The organism is Neobacillus sp. PS3-34, assembly GCF_030915465.1.
Lineage (GTDB): Bacteria > Bacillota > Bacilli > Bacillales > Cytobacillaceae > Neobacillus_A.
Genome location: NZ_CP133267.1, coordinates 4,323,292 through 4,342,985 on the forward strand (window position 1 = coordinate 4,323,292; position 19,694 = coordinate 4,342,985).

General features: G+C 38.8%; 20 protein-coding genes, 1 tRNA gene and 1 riboswitch. Of the genes, 15 read left to right on the forward strand and 6 right to left on the reverse strand.

Annotation, left to right across the window (positions count from 1 at the left end; genetic code table 11):
* Nucleotides 1-22 precede the first annotated feature (22 nt).
* The 3 genes from RCG23_RS22730 (at nt 23) to RCG23_RS22740 (ending at nt 5,456) form a co-directional block, all read left to right on the forward strand.
* The gene (locus RCG23_RS22730) at nt 23-664 is read left to right on the forward strand and encodes a YcnI family copper-binding membrane protein (protein ID WP_308177513.1); all 642 of its coding nucleotides are present in this window, start codon (nt 23-25) and stop codon (nt 662-664) included.
* A gap of 267 nt (nt 665-931) precedes the next feature.
* On the forward strand, nt 932-4,849 hold the full coding sequence (locus RCG23_RS22735) for a fibronectin type III domain-containing protein (protein ID WP_308177514.1): 3,918 nt from the start codon (nt 932-934) through the stop codon (nt 4,847-4,849).
* Nucleotides 4,850-4,946: 97 nt separating this feature from the next.
* The gene (locus RCG23_RS22740; RefSeq protein WP_308177515.1) at nt 4,947-5,456 is read left to right on the forward strand and encodes a hypothetical protein; all 510 of its coding nucleotides are present in this window, start codon (nt 4,947-4,949) and stop codon (nt 5,454-5,456) included.
* A 122-nt stretch (nt 5,457-5,578) separates the two neighbouring features.
* Here RCG23_RS22740 and RCG23_RS22745 read toward each other — a convergent pair whose 3' ends face one another.
* The 4 genes from RCG23_RS22745 to RCG23_RS22760 are packed head-to-tail and all read right to left on the reverse strand — an operon-like array spanning nt 5,579 to nt 6,801.
* Nucleotides 5,579-5,806: a hypothetical protein gene (locus tag RCG23_RS22745; RefSeq protein WP_308177516.1), complete on the reverse strand. Its 228-nt coding sequence runs from the start codon at nt 5,804-5,806 to the stop codon at nt 5,579-5,581.
* Nucleotides 5,767-6,336 (reverse strand): MFS transporter, encoded by a 570-nt coding sequence (locus tag RCG23_RS22750; protein ID WP_308177517.1) that lies wholly within the window; start codon nt 6,334-6,336, stop codon nt 5,767-5,769. The genes RCG23_RS22745 and RCG23_RS22750 overlap by 40 nt, the downstream gene beginning before the upstream one ends.
* Entirely contained in the window at nt 6,290-6,574 is a 285-nt protein-coding gene (locus RCG23_RS22755) for an MFS transporter (RefSeq protein WP_308177518.1), read from the reverse strand. Before RCG23_RS22755 ends, RCG23_RS22750 begins: the two co-directional genes overlap by 47 nt.
* Before the next feature lie 38 nt (nt 6,575-6,612).
* The gene (locus tag RCG23_RS22760) at nt 6,613-6,801 is read right to left on the reverse strand and encodes a hypothetical protein (protein WP_308177519.1); all 189 of its coding nucleotides are present in this window, start codon (nt 6,799-6,801) and stop codon (nt 6,613-6,615) included.
* Between the two features lie 165 nt (nt 6,802-6,966).
* On the opposite strand from RCG23_RS22760, the gene RCG23_RS22765 reads away from it, so the two are divergent.
* The 5 genes from RCG23_RS22765 to RCG23_RS22785 all read left to right on the forward strand — a co-directional run bounded on the left by RCG23_RS22765 (nt 6,967) and on the right by RCG23_RS22785 (nt 9,373).
* Nucleotides 6,967-7,254: a hypothetical protein gene (locus RCG23_RS22765; protein ID WP_308177520.1), complete on the forward strand. Its 288-nt coding sequence runs from the start codon at nt 6,967-6,969 to the stop codon at nt 7,252-7,254.
* 214 nt (nt 7,255-7,468) lie between these two features.
* Nucleotides 7,469-7,744: a TetR/AcrR family transcriptional regulator gene (locus RCG23_RS22770; protein WP_308177521.1), complete on the forward strand. Its 276-nt coding sequence runs from the start codon at nt 7,469-7,471 to the stop codon at nt 7,742-7,744.
* A gap of 8 nt (nt 7,745-7,752) precedes the next feature.
* Entirely contained in the window at nt 7,753-8,103 is a 351-nt protein-coding gene (locus RCG23_RS22775) for a hypothetical protein (protein WP_308177522.1), read from the forward strand.
* Nucleotides 8,100-8,585, forward strand: coding sequence for an MFS transporter (locus RCG23_RS22780; protein ID WP_308177523.1), 486 nt, complete (start codon nt 8,100-8,102; stop codon nt 8,583-8,585). Before RCG23_RS22775 ends, RCG23_RS22780 begins: the two co-directional genes overlap by 4 nt.
* A 17-nt stretch (nt 8,586-8,602) precedes the next feature.
* Complete coding sequence (locus RCG23_RS22785) at nt 8,603-9,373, forward strand: MFS transporter (protein ID WP_308177524.1); 771 nt, start codon at nt 8,603-8,605, stop codon at nt 9,371-9,373.
* Between the two features lie 60 nt (nt 9,374-9,433).
* Here the strand turns inward: RCG23_RS22785 and RCG23_RS22790 are convergent.
* Nucleotides 9,434-9,507: transfer RNA gene (locus RCG23_RS22790), tRNA-Arg, on the reverse strand.
* A 218-nt stretch (nt 9,508-9,725) separates the two neighbouring features.
* Nucleotides 9,726-9,833, forward strand: a riboswitch (SAM riboswitch).
* Between the two features lie 103 nt (nt 9,834-9,936).
* On the opposite strand from RCG23_RS22790, the gene RCG23_RS22795 reads away from it, so the two are divergent.
* Nucleotides 9,937-10,983 carry an LLM class flavin-dependent oxidoreductase gene (locus RCG23_RS22795; RefSeq protein WP_308177525.1) on the forward strand — a complete coding sequence of 349 codons (1,047 nt, stop codon included), beginning with the start codon at nt 9,937-9,939 and terminating at the stop codon, nt 10,981-10,983.
* A gap of 38 nt (nt 10,984-11,021) precedes the next feature.
* A complete protein-coding gene (locus RCG23_RS22800; RefSeq protein WP_308177526.1) occupies nt 11,022-11,954 on the forward strand; it encodes an ATP-grasp domain-containing protein in 933 nt (310 codons plus the stop codon).
* Nucleotides 11,955-12,268: 314 nt separating this feature from the next.
* Here RCG23_RS22800 and RCG23_RS22805 read toward each other — a convergent pair whose 3' ends face one another.
* Nucleotides 12,269-12,769, reverse strand: coding sequence for a hypothetical protein (locus RCG23_RS22805; protein ID WP_308177527.1), 501 nt, complete (start codon nt 12,767-12,769; stop codon nt 12,269-12,271).
* Between the two features lie 752 nt (nt 12,770-13,521).
* On the opposite strand from RCG23_RS22805, the gene RCG23_RS22810 reads away from it, so the two are divergent.
* From RCG23_RS22810 to RCG23_RS22830, 5 genes are all read left to right on the forward strand, one after another.
* Nucleotides 13,522-13,953, forward strand: a complete 432-nt coding sequence (locus RCG23_RS22810; protein WP_308177528.1) for a serine hydrolase domain-containing protein — start codon at nt 13,522-13,524, stop codon at nt 13,951-13,953.
* Complete coding sequence (locus tag RCG23_RS22815) at nt 13,944-14,288, forward strand: serine hydrolase domain-containing protein (protein WP_308177529.1); 345 nt, start codon at nt 13,944-13,946, stop codon at nt 14,286-14,288. Before RCG23_RS22810 ends, RCG23_RS22815 begins: the two co-directional genes overlap by 10 nt.
* A 373-nt stretch (nt 14,289-14,661) precedes the next feature.
* On the forward strand, nt 14,662-16,992 hold the full coding sequence (gene helD, locus RCG23_RS22820; RefSeq protein ID WP_308177530.1) for an RNA polymerase recycling motor HelD: 2,331 nt from the start codon (nt 14,662-14,664) through the stop codon (nt 16,990-16,992).
* Between the two features lie 1,174 nt (nt 16,993-18,166).
* Nucleotides 18,167-19,102, forward strand: coding sequence for an NAD(P)H-dependent flavin oxidoreductase (locus tag RCG23_RS22825; protein WP_308180152.1), 936 nt, complete (start codon nt 18,167-18,169; stop codon nt 19,100-19,102).
* Between the two features lie 132 nt (nt 19,103-19,234).
* Nucleotides 19,235-19,669 (forward strand): DUF6526 family protein, encoded by a 435-nt coding sequence (locus RCG23_RS22830; RefSeq protein ID WP_308177531.1) that lies wholly within the window; start codon nt 19,235-19,237, stop codon nt 19,667-19,669.
* Nucleotides 19,670-19,694 lie beyond the last annotated feature (25 nt).

Genomic DNA, 19,694 nt, shown 5'->3' on the forward strand with positions numbered 1-19,694 from the left:
ATAATGTTAAGGGGGTTCTTGCATGAAAGAGATTATTGGAAGGGCTTTGATAATTACAAGTTTCTTCCTATTTTTATTTGGTAGTTTTGTAAGTGCGCATGTAACAGTTAATCCTCAAACCTCAGCAACGGGTGCTTGGGAAACCTATACATTGAAAGTACCTGTTGAAAAAGACATTCCTTCAACAAAAGTGACACTAAAAATTCCTTCTGATGTACAGTTTATGTCCTATCAGCCGGTAGAAGGATGGAACATTTCCATTAAAAAGAATTCAAAAGGCATCGTTAAATCAGTAACTTTTGAAGCAATTGGTGACGGAATATTGCCAGGCCAATTTCAACAATTTGTATTTGTAGCAAAGAATCCAGAGTATGCTGGAAAGGCTGCATGGGATGCCTATCAATTTTATAAAGATGGAAGTATTGTAGAATGGACAGGAAAGGGAAGTACACAAACACCTCATTCGGTTACTAACATAATTGCTTCCACGACAGTTGAACATCATGCAAGTACAAGTGGCATGGAAGACCACCAAGAAGATAAAATGAACAGCGGAGACAAAAGAACGGCTGATAAGACCAAGATTTCGCTGCCATTAATTTTTTCCATTGTTTCGGTAATATTATCTTTAGTTGCTTTTATCACGACTCTTCGAAAAAAATAAAAGCTAGTTAAAACATGAAAAGATAAGGTTTTAACGTTCCATCAATTTTGATGGGACGTTTTTTTATCTGAAAAAATAAATCAAGTACACTAGAAAAAATTTCTTTTTTTGGAAATTTAATAAAGAACATATTGGTTCTTTATTAAGAAAATATTATAATATATATAGTAGTGAACCTTTATACCTACATAAATGCATCATACAACTTTCATGAATGAAGGTTCATTATCCTTTACAAAAATTTCTGGGGAGAGATGCTGATGCCTTATGGTTAAGTTCAAAAAACTAAAAAAAGTAGGTCGCAAGGTTCAAATGACTATGATTGCGGGGTTATTAGTAGTAGCCGCGTTCCCTTTTGTTGGGAGCTCAAAGGTTCAAACAGCATTGGCAGATACGCCAACCATGAATCCAGGAGGGACACCGGATTATTATACTACTCCAAACTATGCTAACAGCCAGTTACCAGAGATAGATCCAGTTACAAAGCAAGTAATCCCTGGTACAGGTATACGCAAATTTGTGGATGGGTTACCTGGTTTGGGTGCTGATCATGCCAATAACCTGGCGCAATATATCCCTGTGGCTGTTCCGGATAAGACTACCTATCCCGGCTCAGACTATTATGAAATTTCGCTGGTAGAGTATACAGAGCAGATGCATAGTGATTTGAAGCCAACGAAGCTTCGTGGTTATGTTCAAACAAATACCACCGATCCTACTGTAAGCAAACCAAGTTATTTAGGTCCGATGATTATTGCTGATAAGAATCGTCCTGTTCGGGTGAAATTTACGAACAAGCTCCCTACAGGCCAGGGTGGAGACCTATTCCTTCCAGTAGATGAGTCATTTATGGGTGCCGGTGAGGGACCGCAAGGCGGCAAGTACACCCAAAACCGTGGACTTCTGCACTTGCACGGAGGTATTACTCCGTGGATAAGTGACGGTACTCCTCATCAATGGATAACTCCTGCGGGAGAAAATACTCCTTATCCAAAAGGTGTAAGTGTCCATAATGTACCTGACATGCCAGACCCAGGTGATGGTTCCATGACTTATTTTTACACAAATCAGCAAAGCGCAAGGATGCTCTTCTACCATGATCATAGTTATGGAATTACTCGCCTGAATGTGTATGCTGGTGAAGAGGCGGCCTACCTTCTTCGTGATGACGTAGAGAAATCTTTAATTGCTAGTGGCGTTCTTCCGCAAGAGGAAATTCCTTTAATGATTCAGGATAAGACCTTTGTACCGACTGAATCACAATTGGCTGCAACTGACCCGACTTGGGATCTAAATAAATGGGGAAAGCAAGGCAGCCTATGGTTCCCGCATGTTTACATGCAAAATCAGAATCCTTATGACCTTTCAGGAGCGAACCCGATGGGGAGGTGGGATTATGGACCTTGGTTCTGGCCGCCAAATACCGGCTTGAAAAATGGGCCTGTACCGAACCCGTTAGCTGGCCAAACAGGTCAGGCACCTATGAATCCTGGAGTGCCAAATGTTTCTGCTGTACCAGAGGCATTCATGGATACACCCGTTATCAATGGTACAGCATACCCAACACTAACGGTTGATCCTAAGGCATATCGTTTCCGTATTTTGAATGCAGCAAATGATAGGATGTGGAATCTTCAGCTATATAAAGCAGCCTCTAATGCAGATATGTGGAACAAAGATGGATCTCTAAACGATGCAAATGCTGGAGAAGTAAAAATGGTAGATGCTGTTAAAAAAGCCGGATACCCTGATACATGGCCAAGTGACGGAAGGGACGGAGGCGTTCCGGATCCAGATCCAGCGTTTGCCGGTCCAAAAATGATTCAAATCGGGAATGACAGCGGATTCCTGCCAAAAGCGGTCGAACTCCAAAATCAGCCTATTGACTATGAATATCGCCGTAGAAGCATAACAGTACTTAACGTGTCTAGCAAGACGCTATTACTGGGTCCAGCCGAAAGAGCGGACGTTGTTGTCGACTTCAGTAAATATGCAGGCCAGACACTTATTCTTTATAATGACTCACCAGCTCCAGTACCAGCGTTTGACCCACGCTATGACTATTACACTGGAGATCCGGATCAATCAGCTACAGGCGAAAATACCGGCGGGTCACCGTCCACGCTACCGGGTTACGGTCCAAACACTCGTACGATTATGCAAATTAAAGTTGCTCCTGCAACAGCAAATACAGTCGATACTACACAAAAAACGTTGGATACATTGACAACAGAAATACCAAAAGCTTTTACATCAAGCCAAAATCCACTTCTTGTGCCAGACGGAAGATGGGGGAATATTCAAGATACTTCACTTGATATCTCACCTGCCAAGAATGGGTCACTTACCTTACCTATGGAGCCAAAAGCGATTGCTGAGGAATTCGAACAAAATTACGGGCGGATGAATGCAACGCTCGGCGTGGAATTGCCGAATACGAATTATCAAAACCAAACAACGGTTATGTTGGGATATATAGATCCGTCAACTGAGAACCTGACGGACTCGATGACTCCGATGAGCCCAAAAGCTGGTGATGGTACTCAGATTTGGAAAATAACCCACAACGGGGTCGATACGCATGCCATCCACTTCCATCTATTCGATGTACAGCTTGTAAACCGAGTAGGTTGGGATGGTTCGATTCGATTCCCTGATCAAAATGAAAAAGGCTGGAAGGATACAGTTAGAATGAATCCGTTGGAGGATGTTATTGTTGCTTTAAGGCCTGTTTCTCCAAAATTGCCATTTGGAATTCCGGACAGTATCCGTCCTTTAGATCCGACCATGCCATTAGGTTCAACCATGGGCTTTGCGGGTGTCGATCCAACCACCGGCAATCCAATGGCAGTCTCGAATAAAATGACGAATTTTGCATGGGAATACGTATGGCATTGCCATCTATTAGGTCACGAAGAAAATGATATGATGAGAACGATGGTTTTCAACTTCACACAGTCAAAGCCGGCCTCTTCTGTTCTGGCTGCAACCAGGGTTAATGGTGGACCTGTAAATCTTACGTGGACAGATCCTACTCCTGCCATTGATTCTACGACGCTTGGTAATCCGTCCAATGAGGTTGGGTATAATATCATGCGTGCAATCATTAAAAATGGCGTTGCAGGCAGCTATACGAAAGTCGGTATAGCTTTAGCCAACAATACTTCTTTCACAGATAATTCTGCGGATGTGAATACGAGCTACAGCTACCGTGTAGATGCGTTTAATGCTGTTACCGCTCCAGACAAAACCAATCCAGCGACAGTAACTGATGGCGGAACACCTTCAAATGCAGTGGCTGTACAAGGAATTCCGATGGCGCCGACTAACCTGAAAATAACACAATCAGGCCAGTCAGCGAGTCTGACATGGACAGATAATGAAAATAATGAGACGGGATTTGTTGTTGAACGCTCTACAGATGGGATTAATTTTACATCGGTTGCTACACCAGGTTCTTCTAAGGATACTGGCAGTGTTAACTTCGTAGATACAACAGTGAAGACAGGAACTTACACATATCGCGTTAAAACCGTAAACGGCACACTGGTATCTGGTTATTCAAACACAGCAAGTATAACAATTAATAATACACCACCACCATCGCCTCCTGCGGCTCCGAACAATCTTATAGCGAATTTGCAGGCTGGACCGAGTGTCAAATTGACATGGAGAGATAATGCGTTAAATGAAACTGGCTTTGTAATTGAACGTTCTACAAATAATGGAGCTTATGCTGTAATTGCTACTCCTACCGCAAGAAATAATACAGGAAATATGAGCTACGATGATACAGATGTAGTTGCAGACAATACGTATTCTTATCGTATTAAAGCTGTGAATGGAACATCTTCGTCTGGTTACTCTAATATCGCTCAGGTAAGTGTACCTAAAATTCCTGCTGCACCAACGAATTTGCTTGTTAGTGCCATAGCTCCGAGAGGAAGTAATACGGATACAGTTACAGGATTTTGGAGTAAACCGTCCGGTACGGTCACTGGATATGTGGTCCAGTACGCGACAGATGCAGCCTTTACGCAAAATGTATCTACATTTAATGCTAGTAGCAATACCTTCCTAAAATCGGGTTTTACTAAAAATCGGACTTACTATTTCAGAGTCCAAGCGGTAAATCAGAGTGGATCCTCTAATTGGTCAACTGTTAAATCTGTGAATACACCTTAACTAATTTATACAATTTGCAAACAAAACAGTAAGCAGTTTTTTCATGATAGGTTAGGGTGATATTATAGCCATGATAATTGATAAAGGAGGTAAATGAATGAGCAAAAGATCAACCAAGATTTCTATTTTTATAGCAATGCTTTTGATATTAGGCTTTGTAGTAGCACTGTGGCATAATAATACTGCTTTAGCTGACAATAAAGCAGTTAATAAAACAGCTACTGCTGCGAGTATTATGTCTAAATATTCCGTCAAAGATAATGACCAAACGCAAGCACCTATACGTAAGGGGCGTTTAAATCAAATTAATTTTGTCACCGAGGCAGCACAAATTCTTAACGTATTACCTATTACGATTATGCAGGAAATGGAAAAAGAAAAAACAGTTGTACAGATTGCGCAAGAAAAAGGATATAGTAAGGCTGAGTTTTTACAAAAATTAACCGACTTAGAGAACAAAACTATAAACGCAGCAGCCACTTCCGGCACAATATCACAAAAACATGCAAATGCCTTACATCAAGGGCAAGCAGATCGTTTGAAATATAATCTCGATCTCAAGGCGGTTAATGTTAATGATCATCAGGCAATGGATATGAACCACTAATTCAAATCTAGAATTTGAATTACAGAGTGTAATAGAAACGAAAACCTAATCCTTTACTACAGGATTAGGTTTTTTCTTTTTAATGAATTTCGAAATTAAAATGATATCTCCAACTTTTTAGATTATGCTTCTATCGTGTCTTTGCTGAGTATCTGATGCTCCCGCTTCATATTTATCCGCATTGCCCAAAGGAAGTATGCTGTACCTAAACTGATATAAAGCAAACCTCCGGCGAGTCCCATCATCCTAGGAGAAATCGTTTCAAGCAGAACCCCGGTTAAAAACATAGAAATGCCAATGCACGTATTCGCTACAGTTGCAGAAAAAGCAAAATAGGCCCATGCAGCCATGATGGCATGGTTTCCATCACGGCTGTATCCATTAACGTATTTCCAACGCCACTGAAGACAGTCAGTATTCCAAACATTATTACTACGAGTGCAAAGGAATGGACCTGGCTAATGGAAGATAAAACCACTCCTTCCATAAGGAGGCATAAAAATGCAAAGGGAAGATAATAATTTCTAATTTTTGAAGAAAGTATGGGGCTAAGAATTAACCCAGTCCCAAGCACACTGTAAAGAATTCCAACTCCCAGTCCCCCCATATGAAATACTTTTACGGCGTAGACACTTAACAGGACATTTTCTATTCCATTAATCAAAGGGTTCAACAAGTCGAATGTCAACAGCATTAATACAAACGATGAGGCAAGAGCAAGTGAAAGAATACCATTTTTCTTAGGAACTTCATGTCTTGTTGTTTGAACTTCTTTTGATTCCAGAGTAGGAATAGAACTTATTATCCAACCTGCCGATACAAACGACAAAATATTAATTACAAAGGCAGCACTTGGCCAACAAAAATGCAACGACTCCACCGCTCAATGCCCCGATTATTAATACAAATCCTAAAGAAACTTGTTCCCACGAATTCACTTCCTTAATGCGGCCAGTTTGAACGATGGCGGGAATGCCTGCTTTCCTGGCTGGACCATACAATGCTTCACCAGATGAGAGTAAAAATGAGCCAGTATACACAATCCACATATCATCTGCAGTATTGATAAACAAAAAAGAGATGGCAATTATTGCTCGAATAAAATCAGTGGTAAACATTAATTTTTTTCTAGTCCATTTATGGGCAAATTTGCTGCTTAAGGGCCGAAAAGGAGAAAGGGAATCATTCGCAATCCCATCGTAATACCCACTGCCATTCCCGACCCTGTAATTTCCAAAATGATTGTCAGTAATGCAACCTGACTGAAACGATCACCGATACCATTAACAATTCCAGCAAAGAATAATTTCCGATAGGAGTTTTCCTCTTTTAGGGTTTGAAACACAAGAAATCACCTCAATAATCATGTGAATCTAATTCAATAATAATCTAATTAGATAATAATCTAATTGATAAATTTTGTAAATAAAATTCCGAAAAAATATATTCGTACTGGCTGCATAATAAATAATGAACTTAATATAAATAACAGTGATAGGGGGAGTCGGAGATGGCGAATAGGTATGTACTAAGATTTTTTTATGATGAAGAACATACAATAGCTGTGCCAGTGAAAGCGGATAATGCAGAAATGGTTTCCCAAAAGGTTATTTCTTCATATCTTAAGAAAGATTCATGGATTTCATTTCCTGTCAGGGACAAATATAATAGAGTGATGGGATCGGAACTTATTTCGGTAAATTTGTTAAAGGTAAAGTACTTTAAAGTAGAGATACCCACAAAGCTTTATCAGGACAAATTTGATGAAACCGATTTTATTGAGCTGTGTGATTCCTGACATACCTAAGATAACAATACCCATTTAACGCTGAGCCTTCATCTTAAGGTTCAGCGTTTTTTAGTTAAGCGTGCGAGATAGGTATCGTAAAAAAATTCCATTATATTTATTAAAAGATAAAATTTACCAAAAAATACTTGCTAATATGATGCCTCTTCAATACAATAAAAAATGACAACAATGTCATTTTTATTTCGTTCTGGAGGATTAAGTTTTGACACCTAAAATATCTAAAAGCGAGAAAGAAAAAAGGCGAATGCATATCATCCATTCTGCAACGGAGGTATTTGTACGTAAAGGTTTTGTAACCTCAACCATGCAGGATATTGTGGATGAAACAGGCATGAGCCGCGGCTGGGTTTATATTTATTTTTCAAGCAAAGAGGAAATCATGAAGGCTATTTTGGCCAAAATGACAAAGAAACAGAAGCACAGATTACAAACCTCTCAACAAGTGGACTTCCAATCTGGCAAGGTCTGTGTGGGATAATCGACGTATTGGAACAGCAACTGAATAATGCTGGTGATGATTTAGCCATTGTTATATATGAATACTTTATCAGCGGATGGAAGCAGCCGGAGCGTCGTTCATTTCTTGAGGAGCACTACCGAAAGCAGCATGATTACCTCATTACCTATTTACAAAAAGGAGTTACAAACGGTGAGTTTACACCAAAAGCTGACGTTGAGGTCATTGTTAAAATGATCACCTCTTATTTTGAGGGCGTTCTGCTTCACACCAAAGCTGCTGGCAACAAAAATGTACGTGTTGAAGCACAACTCAGACTTTTCAAATTGGTTTTAAAAGATATTTTACAAGTTAAAGGTATGGGAGGGGAATCTAAATGACTATTTTTAAAAATAGGCTTTTCACAAAATTGTTTTTAGCTACATTTACGTCACAGCTTGGATCGACGATCGGCAATGTAGCATTTGCTTTTTATTTACTGGATCATTTTAGTAAACAGCCATTTTACGCAACGATTGCGGAGTTAATGTATTCATTGCCGATTTTATTTGTTTTCTTTTTGGTCGGGGTAGCTGCAGATAGGCTGGACAGAAAAAAAATTGCTGTAAACTCAGATTGGATTCGGGCGGGTTTAACTGTCCTCTTATTAGCTGTTATTTACTTCAACATTTTATGGCTGGTTTTTGTCATTTTATTTATACGAAGCACCGTATCCAAATTCTTCGCTCCCGCTGAAATGAGTATTTTACAGGGCGTTCTTGATAAAGAGCAGTATATGCAGGCATCAGGCCTCAATCAAACTGTTATGGGATTATTTATGCTTTTTGGAATGGGGATGGGGCCATTTCGTATCATTATTTAGGATTAATGGGAACTGTGATGATTGATGGAATTAGCTTTGTCATATCTGCATTCTTAATTGGCAGCTGCAATATTCCTCTTGATGCACGACTTCCAAATGGAAAAACACATATTAAAGAAATCAATATTTCTACCGTGCTCACTGATTTTAAAGATGGACTAAAGTATATTCTTGATTACAAGCTCTTAAAATCGATTGTTTCTGGATTTTTAGTTTTTGGTCTAATTAATGGTGGTTTTGCCGTTCTTCCGCTTTTTACAATGAAATACAAAATGGCGCCAGACAATTATGAGCAGTATTCTTCCATGTTTTCTATTTTTTTAGGAATTGGCTTTGTAGTGGGGAGCGGGATTGGCAATCGACTTATTCAAACATTTAAGGTTCATAGAGTATTAATTGGTGGAGTACTCCTAACCGGAGTTTTTACACTTATTTTAGGCACTCTGGAAAACATATGGCTCTATTTTACACTGGTCTTCATTATGGGTGTAATTTTAGCGCCGGTGAATGTGGCTCTTTCAGGATGGATGACAGAGTTAGTAGATCCAAAGTTTATGGGAAGAGTTTCAGGTTGGGTTGATCCTTTGATGATGTTAGCCCATTCTGTTTCCCTAGGAATCATTGCGGTCATTTTCCCGGCCTATATAAAAATGGAAACCATATATTACGCCATCGGCATTCTTATGTTGGGTGTGGGGAGTTATTATCTTATCGTTTTACCGAAGCTGACAAGGAATCAAACAAAAGCAACGGACAGCCCTGAATTATCAACCGCTACACTTAAGTAAGTATGCATATAATTATAAAAAAATGAAGCTCTTCCAATGGAAGAGCTTCATTTTTTCTAGTGTCCCAGAGAGGATTCGAACCTCCGACCTACAGTTTAGGAAACTGTTGCTCTATCCTACTGAGCTACTGAGACATTATTTAAGGTGCATTATTAATTATACTTCTGGAACACCAAATGTCAATACAAAAATGTTTCGATTGAAAAACTAATCCGGTAAGAAGGTAGGCAACTAGTTTAATAGCATAATTATATTATGTAAACAAGACATATGATAATCTGTAATATTGACATTTTTTAAAAATTCACTTATTATCATTTTGAATAATTAAAAAACTCAAAAAATAATTGTCTTCTTATCAAGAGAGGTGGAGGGACTGGCCGCTTTGAAGCCTCGGCAACAGGTTCGTATGAATACTGTGCCAAATCCATCAAACAGTATCCTGTTTGAAAGATAGGAAGAGGGTAGTTAAAAGCTCTCTTCTTGTCGGGAGTTTTTTTTATTGTTCAAATCCAAGTTTTACACTTGGAAAAGTTGTGATTCAGACAGAGGAGAGATGAGAAATGAAATTCGGATTTTGGCTGCCTATTTTTGGCGGATGGCTGAGAAATGTTGAGGATGAAAAAATGCCGCCAACCTTTGATTATGTAAAAGAAGTGGTTCAGTCAGCAGAAAAATGGGGTTACTCAACGACATTGGTAGCTGAATTGAATTTAAACGATATTAAAGGACCTGAGCATGATTCCCTGGAAGCATGGTCAACCGCAGCTGCCCTGGCGGCTGTAACTGATACAATAGAAATCATGGCCGCTGTTCGTCCTGGATTTCATAATCCTGCCATAACGGCAAAAATGGCGGCGAATATCGATCAGATCAGTAAGGGAAGATTTTCTTTAAACGTGGTTTCCGCCTGGTGGGAAGAGGAAGCCCGACAATATGGAGGCATTTTTACCGAACATGATGAGAGGTATGAAAGGACAAAAGAATTCATTGATGTTTTGAAGGGGCTTTGGACAAAAGATTCTTTTACGTATAAAGGGCAGTTTTATCATGTTAAGGATGCAAAACTTGCCCCTAAGCCAATACAGCGCCCGAATCCGATTTTATATGCTGGCGGTGAAAGTGAAAAAGGCAAACAGACAATCGTAGAAAAGTGTGACGCGTATGTGATGCATGGCGGGACAGTGGAAGAAATTCAAAAGAAAGTGGACGAAATGAAAGCGCGCCGTTCAATAACGCACAATATCCCACTGTCTTCTTTTGGAATGGCGGCCTATGTCATTTGCCGAGATACGGAAGAGGAAGCGCAGGCTGAACTAAAAAAAATCACCACTGTAAAAGAATCAAGCGCTTATTCAGGCTTTAACGATTTTACGAACAAATCTCAGCTTGAGCAAAAAATTCAACTTCAGGATTATTCTGTATCAAATAGGGGTTTAAGGCCAAACCTGGTAGGGACTCCTGACCAGATAGCAGACCGGATTTTGGAATATGAAGCTGCAGGATTGGACTTATTGCTGCTTCAATTTTCTCCACAGCTTGAGGAAATGGAGCGGTTTGCAAGGGAAGTAATGCCATTAGTCGAAAAAAGAAAAACAATAGTACACTAAAATAGGAATTATTTTAACATACGAAAGGGGTTTCTGAATTGAAAAAGGTATATGTAATCCACGAAAATAGTGAATGGACCATCCATCTTACAAAAAGGCTTGAGGAACTGGAGGTACCGTATGAAGAATGGCATCTTGACCAGGGAACACTCGATCTTTCAACTGAACCGCCGGAAGGGATTTTTTACAGCCGGATGAGTGCCTCCTCCCATACCCGCGATCACAGGTATGCAGCTGAATTTACCGCACAGGTTCTAGGATGGCTAGAAGCACATGGCCGTAAGGTTTATAATGGTTCCCGCGCACTTCAGCTTGAAATCAGCAAGGTCTTGCAATATTTGGTGCTGAACAAGCACGGAATACGCACACCAAGGACAGTTGCCGCAGTTGGAAAAGAACAAATACTCGAGGCTGCCAGAACATTTGAGGGAAAAGCTTTTATAACGAAGCACAACCGCGCAGGAAAAGGTCTAGGGGTTCAGTTATTTCAAACCTTTGATGCTTTAAGATTGTATGTGGAGAGTCCTGCTTTTGAAGAACCAGTTGATGGCATCACTTTAATCCAGGAATACATCCAGGCACCTGAAAGCTTTATTACACGCTGTGAATTTGTTGGTGGAAGGTTTGTCTATGCTGTAAAGGTAGATACGTCTGAAGGCTTTGAACTATGTCCTGCAGATGCTTGTCAAATCGGTGATTTATTCTGCCCCGTTGGAGAAGAAATAGAAGAAAAGCCTAAATTTCAAATTATCGAAGGCTTCAATGATCCGATTCTTAAAAAGTATGAAGAATTCCTTTCCGCAAATGGCATCCAGATTGCAGGAATTGAGTTTATTCGCAACGCAAATGATGAAATTTATACGTATGATATTAACTCAAATACAAACTATAATCACGAAGCGGAAGCGAAGGCTGGCAAATATGGCATGCTAGAACTTGCAAAATATTTAAAGGCCGAATTGGATAAGTAATATATTAATGGTAAAAAAATCGCCCTCAAAAAAGGGCGATTTTTTTACCATTAAAAAGCTGTTCAAAAACCTCTAATTTAATTCTATTATGTAAATAGAAAATTAAAAATACAAGAAGCGGAGATACAAGAACATGAAATTCAAAAATTTCCAAGAAAAGAGGAAAAAAAGTTCAGATGGAATTGGTAAGCACATTTTATTGGAAATAGCGGAAGAAATCGTTTCTTGTTTAATTGAATTTCTTTTCGGACTACTGTTGCGTTCAATTCGTGCAATCATCCACTTTTTCCATTAACATGTAAACCAAGTTTTCCTCAAACCCAACTTTTATACCATCCATCATTTGTTATAGATTTAAAGAAATAGTAGAGTCCTGTCTGGATTGTAAGATAAATACAGAAGGAATAATAAATGCTATAGCCGTTTTTATAGGTAAAAACATTCGCCTTGGAAAGAATAAATTCCACGGCAGCCGAAAGCATGGACCAAATTAAAATATAAAGTACAAGTTTATACGATCTAATATTCAGTTTTCGGTGAAAATAAATAAAAGCATAAGCAAAAGGCGGGTAAAGGAAATAAACAAAAAAATCCATTAAATCATAGACTGGCCCATCCATAATATCGTAAAAATCAAACGCCTTGGCTCCAAAAGAATTATCGAACACGCTGGCAACCGTAACACCATACAGCATAACTAGTACAATAGTCTGTCTTGAAAAGGGTTTAGGCAAAAAGAAGAAACCAATCCAAATAATGCAGATGCTGAATAATACAACCCAATCATTTAAATCGAAAGCTTTTTCAACAATCATTTTTTAAGCGTCCTCCAATTTGATAAACAATTGGTATAAACAATATGTACTGAGATATAAGCTATAAAAATAAAGCAGTGACCAAAATAAATTCCACCACTCATATGTATAAAGCCCAACTGTTTTACCAATTTCATCCACCACTGCCATACATACCGCAAAAAAACCTCCAGATAAAAGAATTAAATATTTAGCGGCTACCATCCCCCTGGAAATCTTAAAACTTAATACCAAAAAAGCAGGAACAATCAAAGTCTTCCATAAAATAAATGAAATATAGTGGGTTGTCTTGTCACTTACCGTAAAGCCTTTAAAATTCTCGGAAATTAGAAGATAGAAATGTGAATTCAATAAACAAACTGTTAGGAACAAGAATGAAGCCTTTATTAAGCCTAATTTATTCCCAGTTGATAATAAACTGAGGAAAATAATCCACGTTAAGGTGAAATATAAACAAATTATCATTATTTTAACCTCGGGAAAATGACTTTTATTATTTTCACCTTCTTTTGGAGGAAATATAACTAAGAAAAATTTATGGTTAGGTTTTTTTAATCTGTATAAGAATATAGGTGGGTAAATACCTTGACTAGAAAGCTGAGGTCTATCATATGTATTATGGAAACCGAAAACTTTACACCTTATTAGCATTAATCTTATTTATTTTTCCAGTCTGTCAGCAGCACGGGATAATATACGACATAGTAGCAAAAGAAAGAAGAGCATCTGCCTTGGAGCCTGATACAAAGCAAATGAATAAGATCCGTTCCTATTTAAAAAATAACGATATTAATGGAAGTATTGCTGTCATGTCGGGGAATAAATTAATAGTTAACGAAGGGAACGGTTTTGCTGATTTCGAAAAAAAAATACGGAATCATCCTGAAACTACCTTTCCAATTGCTTCAATCACTAAGTCACTTGTAGCCACTAGTTTTATGCAGCTGGAAGAACGGGGATTGGTAAATCTTCAGGATCCTGTTTCGAAATATATTGACCATTTCCCTAATGGTGAAAATATAACAATCCAACACTTATTAACAAATACTTCGGGTATTCGGCGATTGCATTCAATCAGGAAAAATAGCACACCTAAAGATATAATCGAAGAAATAAAAAAAAGGCTGTCCGTTTTCAAGCAGGGACCAGGTGGGATTACAAAGACACTAATTATATGGTATTAGGATACATTTTAGAGAAAATCACAGGCATTTCATTACATTCCTATATTGATAAAAACATTTTTAAGCGGGCATCTATGAACCATTCCGGCTTTATTAGCAAAGAAAATCCCGTACCATATGCAGCTATGGGATATTTCAAGGATCAGAATCAGTTTCAGCCCGTAAAAGAAATTAATATTTTTTTGCTTTACGGAGCAGGAGATATTTACTCCACTGCTTCGGATTTATGTAAATACGATTTATCCCTAATGAACGGGCAACTCATATCAAAAAAATCATTGAGAAAAATGCTGAGGCCGGATCAAAATCGGGTTATGGACTTGGGATGTATGTAAAACATAATTATATTTTTAGCAGAGGATATTTGGGGGGATGGAATTCAATTCACGTTATTTTTAATGGTAAAACATCTGTCGTAGTTTTATTGAACGTCCGAAATCAAAAAACAGATATCCTTAAAATTGCAAAAGATATATACAGGCTGGCAGTATAAAGTGACCAAAAAACAGAAAATACCGCCACATAGGCGGTATTTAAAGTAAGGTTGCATAAGTAACATGCACTTGAAATTCTTTCCTGTGCATGTTATTATGAAAGCCGGCATATGTACTTTTATTTATTACGATATAATTACTCTATAATAACATTAACACATTTCTCGTTCAATGTCAAACGTGAGGCCGAAATATATTTCTGGAGAGTGGTTACATGAGTGAAATCCAGCATAAAGAATGGCAAAACGAACAAAACCGTGTGGATTATGTTGCAAAGGAAATAAATAATAAAGTTGCTAGACTCAGAAAAAATGCTGGAGAAATTAGCTCAGATGTTTTTCAACTACGCAAGACATTCTGGGAGGATGTAACAGTCAATTTTGATGAGCCAGATGATATTCTAGAAACTCATACCAGCATCAAACAGCAGGCAGAATTGCTTTCAGAGCGGGAACGTACTCATAAACAAATGGACAAGCAGCTCAAGACCCTTGCACGATTAAAGTACTCTCCTTATTTTGGACGGATTGATTTTCATGAAAAAGGAGAGACCGCTGCAGAGACTGTATATCTCGGTATCGCTTCGTTTATGGATAAAAACGATGAAAACTTCCTTATTTATGATTGGCGTGCCCCAATATCCAGCCTTTACTATGATTATTCACCGGGACCTGCACAATACGCGACACCGGAAGGGATAATTGAAGGGGAGATGGAGTTAAAAAGACAGTTTATTATTCGAGAATCTCATATAAAAGGAATGTTCGAAACAGGCGTGACCATTGGTGATGAAATGCTGCAGGAAGTACTTGGCAATAACGCGAGTACTCAAATGAAAAGCATTGTCGCTACGATTCAAAAAGAACAAAACCAAATTATCCGTAACGAAACCAGCAGGCTTCTTTTTGTTCAAGGCGTCGCGGGAAGTGGGAAAACCTCTGCTGCTTTACAAAGAGTGGCATATTTACTTTATCGATATCGCGGAACCATTACATCAGAAAATATTCTGCTTTTTTCTCCTAATCCACTTTTTAATAGTTATGTCGCTACTGTTCTCCCAGAACTTGGGGAGGAGAATATGCAGCAAACCACTTTTCAGGAATACTTGACCAGCAGACTTGGAAATGAATTTGAGGTGGAAGATCCATTTAGCCAAATGGAATATTTACTTTCTAATTCCGATAATAATTACAAAGTGCGTGTAGATGGAATCCGCTACAAAGCTTCTCTTAATTTTAAAAACAATATTGATCAATATGTTCAATACCTTTCCGGAGAAGGACTAATTTTTCGAGACATTACATTTAGAAAGGCAACGATCTTCTCCAAAAAGGAAATAGAAGAATTCTTTTATACCCTTGACAGGAATTATTCAATACCTAATCGTATGCAACTTGTAAAGGAATGGCTTTTAAAGGAATTGAAAAGGAAAGTTAAGCAGGAACGTTCGAAAAGCTGGGTCGAGGAAGAAGTACAATTTTTGGATAAAGATTTTTATGTGGAAGCATTTAAAAAGCTTCAAGAAAAGAGCCGATATAATGAAAATACATTTGATGATTTTGAAAGGGAACAAAGGCTATTAGCTGAAATGGTTGTTAAGGAAAAATTCAAGCCTGTGTTTAGGCGGGTTAAAAAAATGAAATTTATTGATTTGCCAGCGATTTACCTGCAACTATTTAAGATGCCTGTGGAATCAGCCCAGCTGGTTCCCGAAAATTGGGTGGATATCTGTGCAACGAGCTTATTAAAGCTAAGGAATTTAGAAATTGCCTATGAAGATGCCACACCGTTTGTTTATTTGCAGGATTTAATAGAAGGAAGAAAATCGAATACCTCTGTTCGGCACATTTTTATAGATGAAGCCCAAGATTATTCTCCTTTCCAATTTGCATATATTCAAATGCTTTTCCCTTATAGCAAGATGACTCTGCTTGGGGACTATAATCAGGCAATTTTTTCTGGTGCAACGGGTTCGGCAACCGTGTTAACCAATCCTCCAAAGGATGGTGCAGATTTAGAAACCATTGAATTAATGAGGACTTACCGTTCTACAAGACAAATTGTTGAGTTTACAAAGCATTTAATTGTAGGTGGAGACAAAATAGAGCCCTTTAACCGGAATGGAAATAAACCCGTCATTTCATTCACGGATACTACTCATTTAAATCAAAAAATTATTAACACTATTGAGAATCTGAAAAAGGAAGGACACCGGACGATTGCTGTTATTTGCCTTACGGCTGGGGAAAGTAAACGTGCTTATGAGGCCATCAGAGAAAGAATTTCTTGCCGATTGATTGAAAAAGGGACGGTCTCTTATGAAAAAGGAGTCTTAATCCTTCCAGCTTATTTGGCCAAGGGGATAGAATTTGACGCAGTCATACTTTATGATAGTTCGCTTTATAAACGTGAAAGTGAACGGAAACTATTTTACACAGCCTGTACACGTGCGATGCATGAGCTGCGCCTTTTTGCCACAAACGGCTTGAGCCCATTAATGGAAGCTGTTCCAACAGAACTTTATATAATAAAGAAAACTCGGTGATTGCCGAGCCTTAAAGCAGGGCAAAAACGTATTTGCACTTATGCGTTCAGAATTTTATGTACATAAATTCTGGTTAACCAAAAAGCGAATAGGAGGATGGGGCAGCTTGGACAAAGCTGTTCCTTTTCAAAACAAAAGGCGCAAGCGCCCTGTTTAGCCCTGACAGGCATAAGACGAATCGCGCAGTCATCCTCGGAAAAGCTATCGCTTTTCCTTCGTGCGATGCGTATGCTGTCGAAGCGTTCCTTGTCCTGATTTCTGAAGTGATTTGGCTTATGACCCCGAGGGGCTGGGTGCTCCTCGAAAAAGCTATCGCTTTTTCTTCGTGCGAAGCATATGCTGCCGACGTTTTCCTTGTGGAGCTAGATTAATACAATTTGTAGAAGTTATCTGCACCATTTAATTTTATAATTTCTTTGGTGATGAAAAAAGGTGCAAACCAAATGGTTCGCACCTTTTTTCAGTCTCCATATAAGAGAATCTTGAGAAGGTTACAATTTGCATGGGGTCGTATCGATCTTAAGTATATCGATTACAGACGAGCGTTCCAATGCACCGCTCAGCAAATGCCCCTTCGTCATTTGCATTGCCAATAACTAACCTTTGAGTCGCTGTTAACTCCATTTTGGACCAGTCCCTCCTGTTTTGTTTTGGCCTTGCACTCTTTATTTACCCTTGATAAATACCAATAAACATTAAATTAACAAAAAATTTATTATTTTTAATTAAAGGCTGTTTTCTAAAAGATTGTTGTTTTGTAAATAGGTTTTAAAAAACAAATCGTTGAAAAAGAAGTTTATTGGAACGGAAAGTGCGAGCTCCTCGAAAATGCTCTCGCATTTCCTTCGTGCGGTGTTGATTCTAGGAAGCTGATTCAACGTCCTGCGGGAGCAGCGGGACAGGTGAGACCCCACAGGAGCTGTGCGCCGAGGAGGCTCACCGCCCGCCCCGCGGAAAGCGAGCATCCTGGAGTGAAAATCAACTACCCCTTATATAGCAACAAAGTATACGAAAACAGCCTAATTAAAATATAAAATATCACCATGTATTAATACCTGGTGATAATTATCACATCGTTTTCTAAAATATAACGTTACAATGGATGAGATTCAACCACCTATAAATATGAAAAGAGGTATTGGCTTTGAATTTTCCACAATTAAAAATTGGCCATATGACACCAAAAGTTCCTATATTACAGGGCGGCATGGGTGTTGGGATATCATTAAGCGGACTTTCTTCGGCGGTAGCGAATGCAGGGGGCATTGGCATCATTTCGGGAACAGGCATATCTATAGAAGAGTTGAGAACCCATATCCAAAAGGCTAGGCAAATAATGAAAGGTAAGGGGTATCTAGGTGTAAACGTATTATTTGCTATGAATGATTTCGCTGAAAAGATGAAGGCTGCCCTGGAGGAAAGAGTAGATTTTATTATTTCTGGTGCCGGCATTTCCAGGGACATGTATTCATGGGGGAAGGAAGCAGGGATTCCTGTTCTATCGATTGTTTCTTCTGCTAAATTGGCAAAATTATCAGAGCGCCTGGGTGCAGCAGCTGTTGTTGTAGAAGGTTTTGAGGCCGGCGGACATCTAGGGACGGACAGGCCAATGTTTGATATCCTGCCCGAGGTTGTGGAGGCAGTCAATATTCCTGTTATTGCTGCTGGCGGTATTTTAACAGGGGAGGATCTTGCCAAAGCCCTGAATATGGGAGCATCAGGAGTCCAAATGGGAACAAGATTTGTTGCCAGTGAAGAATGTGATGCACCTCTTTCTTTTAAGCAAAAATATGTAGAGGCGAAAAAGGAAGATCTGGTCCTTGTAAAAACAACCGTCGGCTTGCAGGGCAGGGCTATAAAAAATAAATTCACCGAAATGATTAGCGGTGACAGCAAATTAAAAATCGCTAAATGCCTGGATTGCTTAAAAAATTGCTCCTATCGTTTTTGTACACTTGATTCATTAAAAATGTCACTAGATGGTGATACAGAGAACGGGCTTGTATTTGCTGGCTCAAGAGTAGCAGAAATAAAAGACATTCTTCCTGTTCAAAAAATAATAGATACAATTATGGCGGAATATAGACTGGCAGCTACCAAGTTTGCCTGAGAAATTTAAATCCATAATTAGCATAAAGAGAGCCAGCCGTAAACAATCGGCTGGCTTTTTATATTTAAAATTCGTTTAAATGGAAGGATGTGTTTATAATGGAAATAAGTATTAAAAGGGGAGAGGATACATATGAAAGAACAAAGCTTAAAAAATCACGCTCGGATTCACCCGCCTTACCATTATGTTGGTTCAATCCTTATGGTTTTTACACTTATCGGCTCAATCGTCCATCTGATTTTTTCTCTTAAAGATGGAGATGGGGTTTTCGCTGCAATTTTGCTGGTAACGGGTTCAATGGGATTGGTTTTAACCTTTGCACTTGTACGCCTATATTCCCTGAAGGTACAAGATAGGGTTATTCGTACTGAGGAGAATTTTCGGCTTTATCGTTTAACGGGAAAGACTCTTGATCCACAAGTAACGATTGGGCAGATCATTGCATTAAGATTTGCGAATGATGCTGAATTTCCAACGTTATATGAAAAAGCTATTAACGAAAAATTACTACCTGCCGAAATTAAAAAAACGGTTAAAGACTGGCGTGCAGATAACCTGCGGGTTTAATTACTAAAAAGGGGCGGAAAGGAAG

What these genes read in the sequence shown, in the direction of transcription:
- RCG23_RS22730 (WP_308177513.1), top strand. Translation starts at nt 23, where the DNA reads ATGAAAGAGATTATTGGAAGGGCTTTGATAATTACAAGTTTCTTCCTA.
- RCG23_RS22735 (WP_308177514.1), top strand. Translation starts at nt 932, where the DNA reads ATGGTTAAGTTCAAAAAACTAAAAAAAGTAGGTCGCAAGGTTCAAATG.
- RCG23_RS22740 (WP_308177515.1), top strand. Translation starts at nt 4,947, where the DNA reads ATGAGCAAAAGATCAACCAAGATTTCTATTTTTATAGCAATGCTTTTG.
- RCG23_RS22745 (WP_308177516.1), bottom strand. Translation starts at nt 5,806, where the DNA reads ATGGCTGCATGGGCCTATTTTGCTTTTTCTGCAACTGTAGCGAATACG.
- RCG23_RS22755 (WP_308177518.1), bottom strand. Translation starts at nt 6,574, where the DNA reads ATGTTTACCACTGATTTTATTCGAGCAATAATTGCCATCTCTTTTTTG.
- RCG23_RS22765 (WP_308177520.1), top strand. Translation starts at nt 6,967, where the DNA reads ATGGCGAATAGGTATGTACTAAGATTTTTTTATGATGAAGAACATACA.
- RCG23_RS22780 (WP_308177523.1), top strand. Translation starts at nt 8,100, where the DNA reads ATGACTATTTTTAAAAATAGGCTTTTCACAAAATTGTTTTTAGCTACA.
- RCG23_RS22785 (WP_308177524.1), top strand. Translation starts at nt 8,603, where the DNA reads ATGATTGATGGAATTAGCTTTGTCATATCTGCATTCTTAATTGGCAGC.
- RCG23_RS22795 (WP_308177525.1), top strand. Translation starts at nt 9,937, where the DNA reads ATGAAATTCGGATTTTGGCTGCCTATTTTTGGCGGATGGCTGAGAAAT.
- RCG23_RS22805 (WP_308177527.1), bottom strand. Translation starts at nt 12,769, where the DNA reads ATGATTGTTGAAAAAGCTTTCGATTTAAATGATTGGGTTGTATTATTC.
- RCG23_RS22810 (WP_308177528.1), top strand. Translation starts at nt 13,522, where the DNA reads ATGAATAAGATCCGTTCCTATTTAAAAAATAACGATATTAATGGAAGT.
- RCG23_RS22815 (WP_308177529.1), top strand. Translation starts at nt 13,944, where the DNA reads ATGGTATTAGGATACATTTTAGAGAAAATCACAGGCATTTCATTACAT.
- helD (WP_308177530.1), top strand. Translation starts at nt 14,662, where the DNA reads ATGAGTGAAATCCAGCATAAAGAATGGCAAAACGAACAAAACCGTGTG.
- RCG23_RS22825 (WP_308180152.1), top strand. Translation starts at nt 18,167, where the DNA reads ATGACACCAAAAGTTCCTATATTACAGGGCGGCATGGGTGTTGGGATA.
- RCG23_RS22830 (WP_308177531.1), top strand. Translation starts at nt 19,235, where the DNA reads ATGAAAGAACAAAGCTTAAAAAATCACGCTCGGATTCACCCGCCTTAC.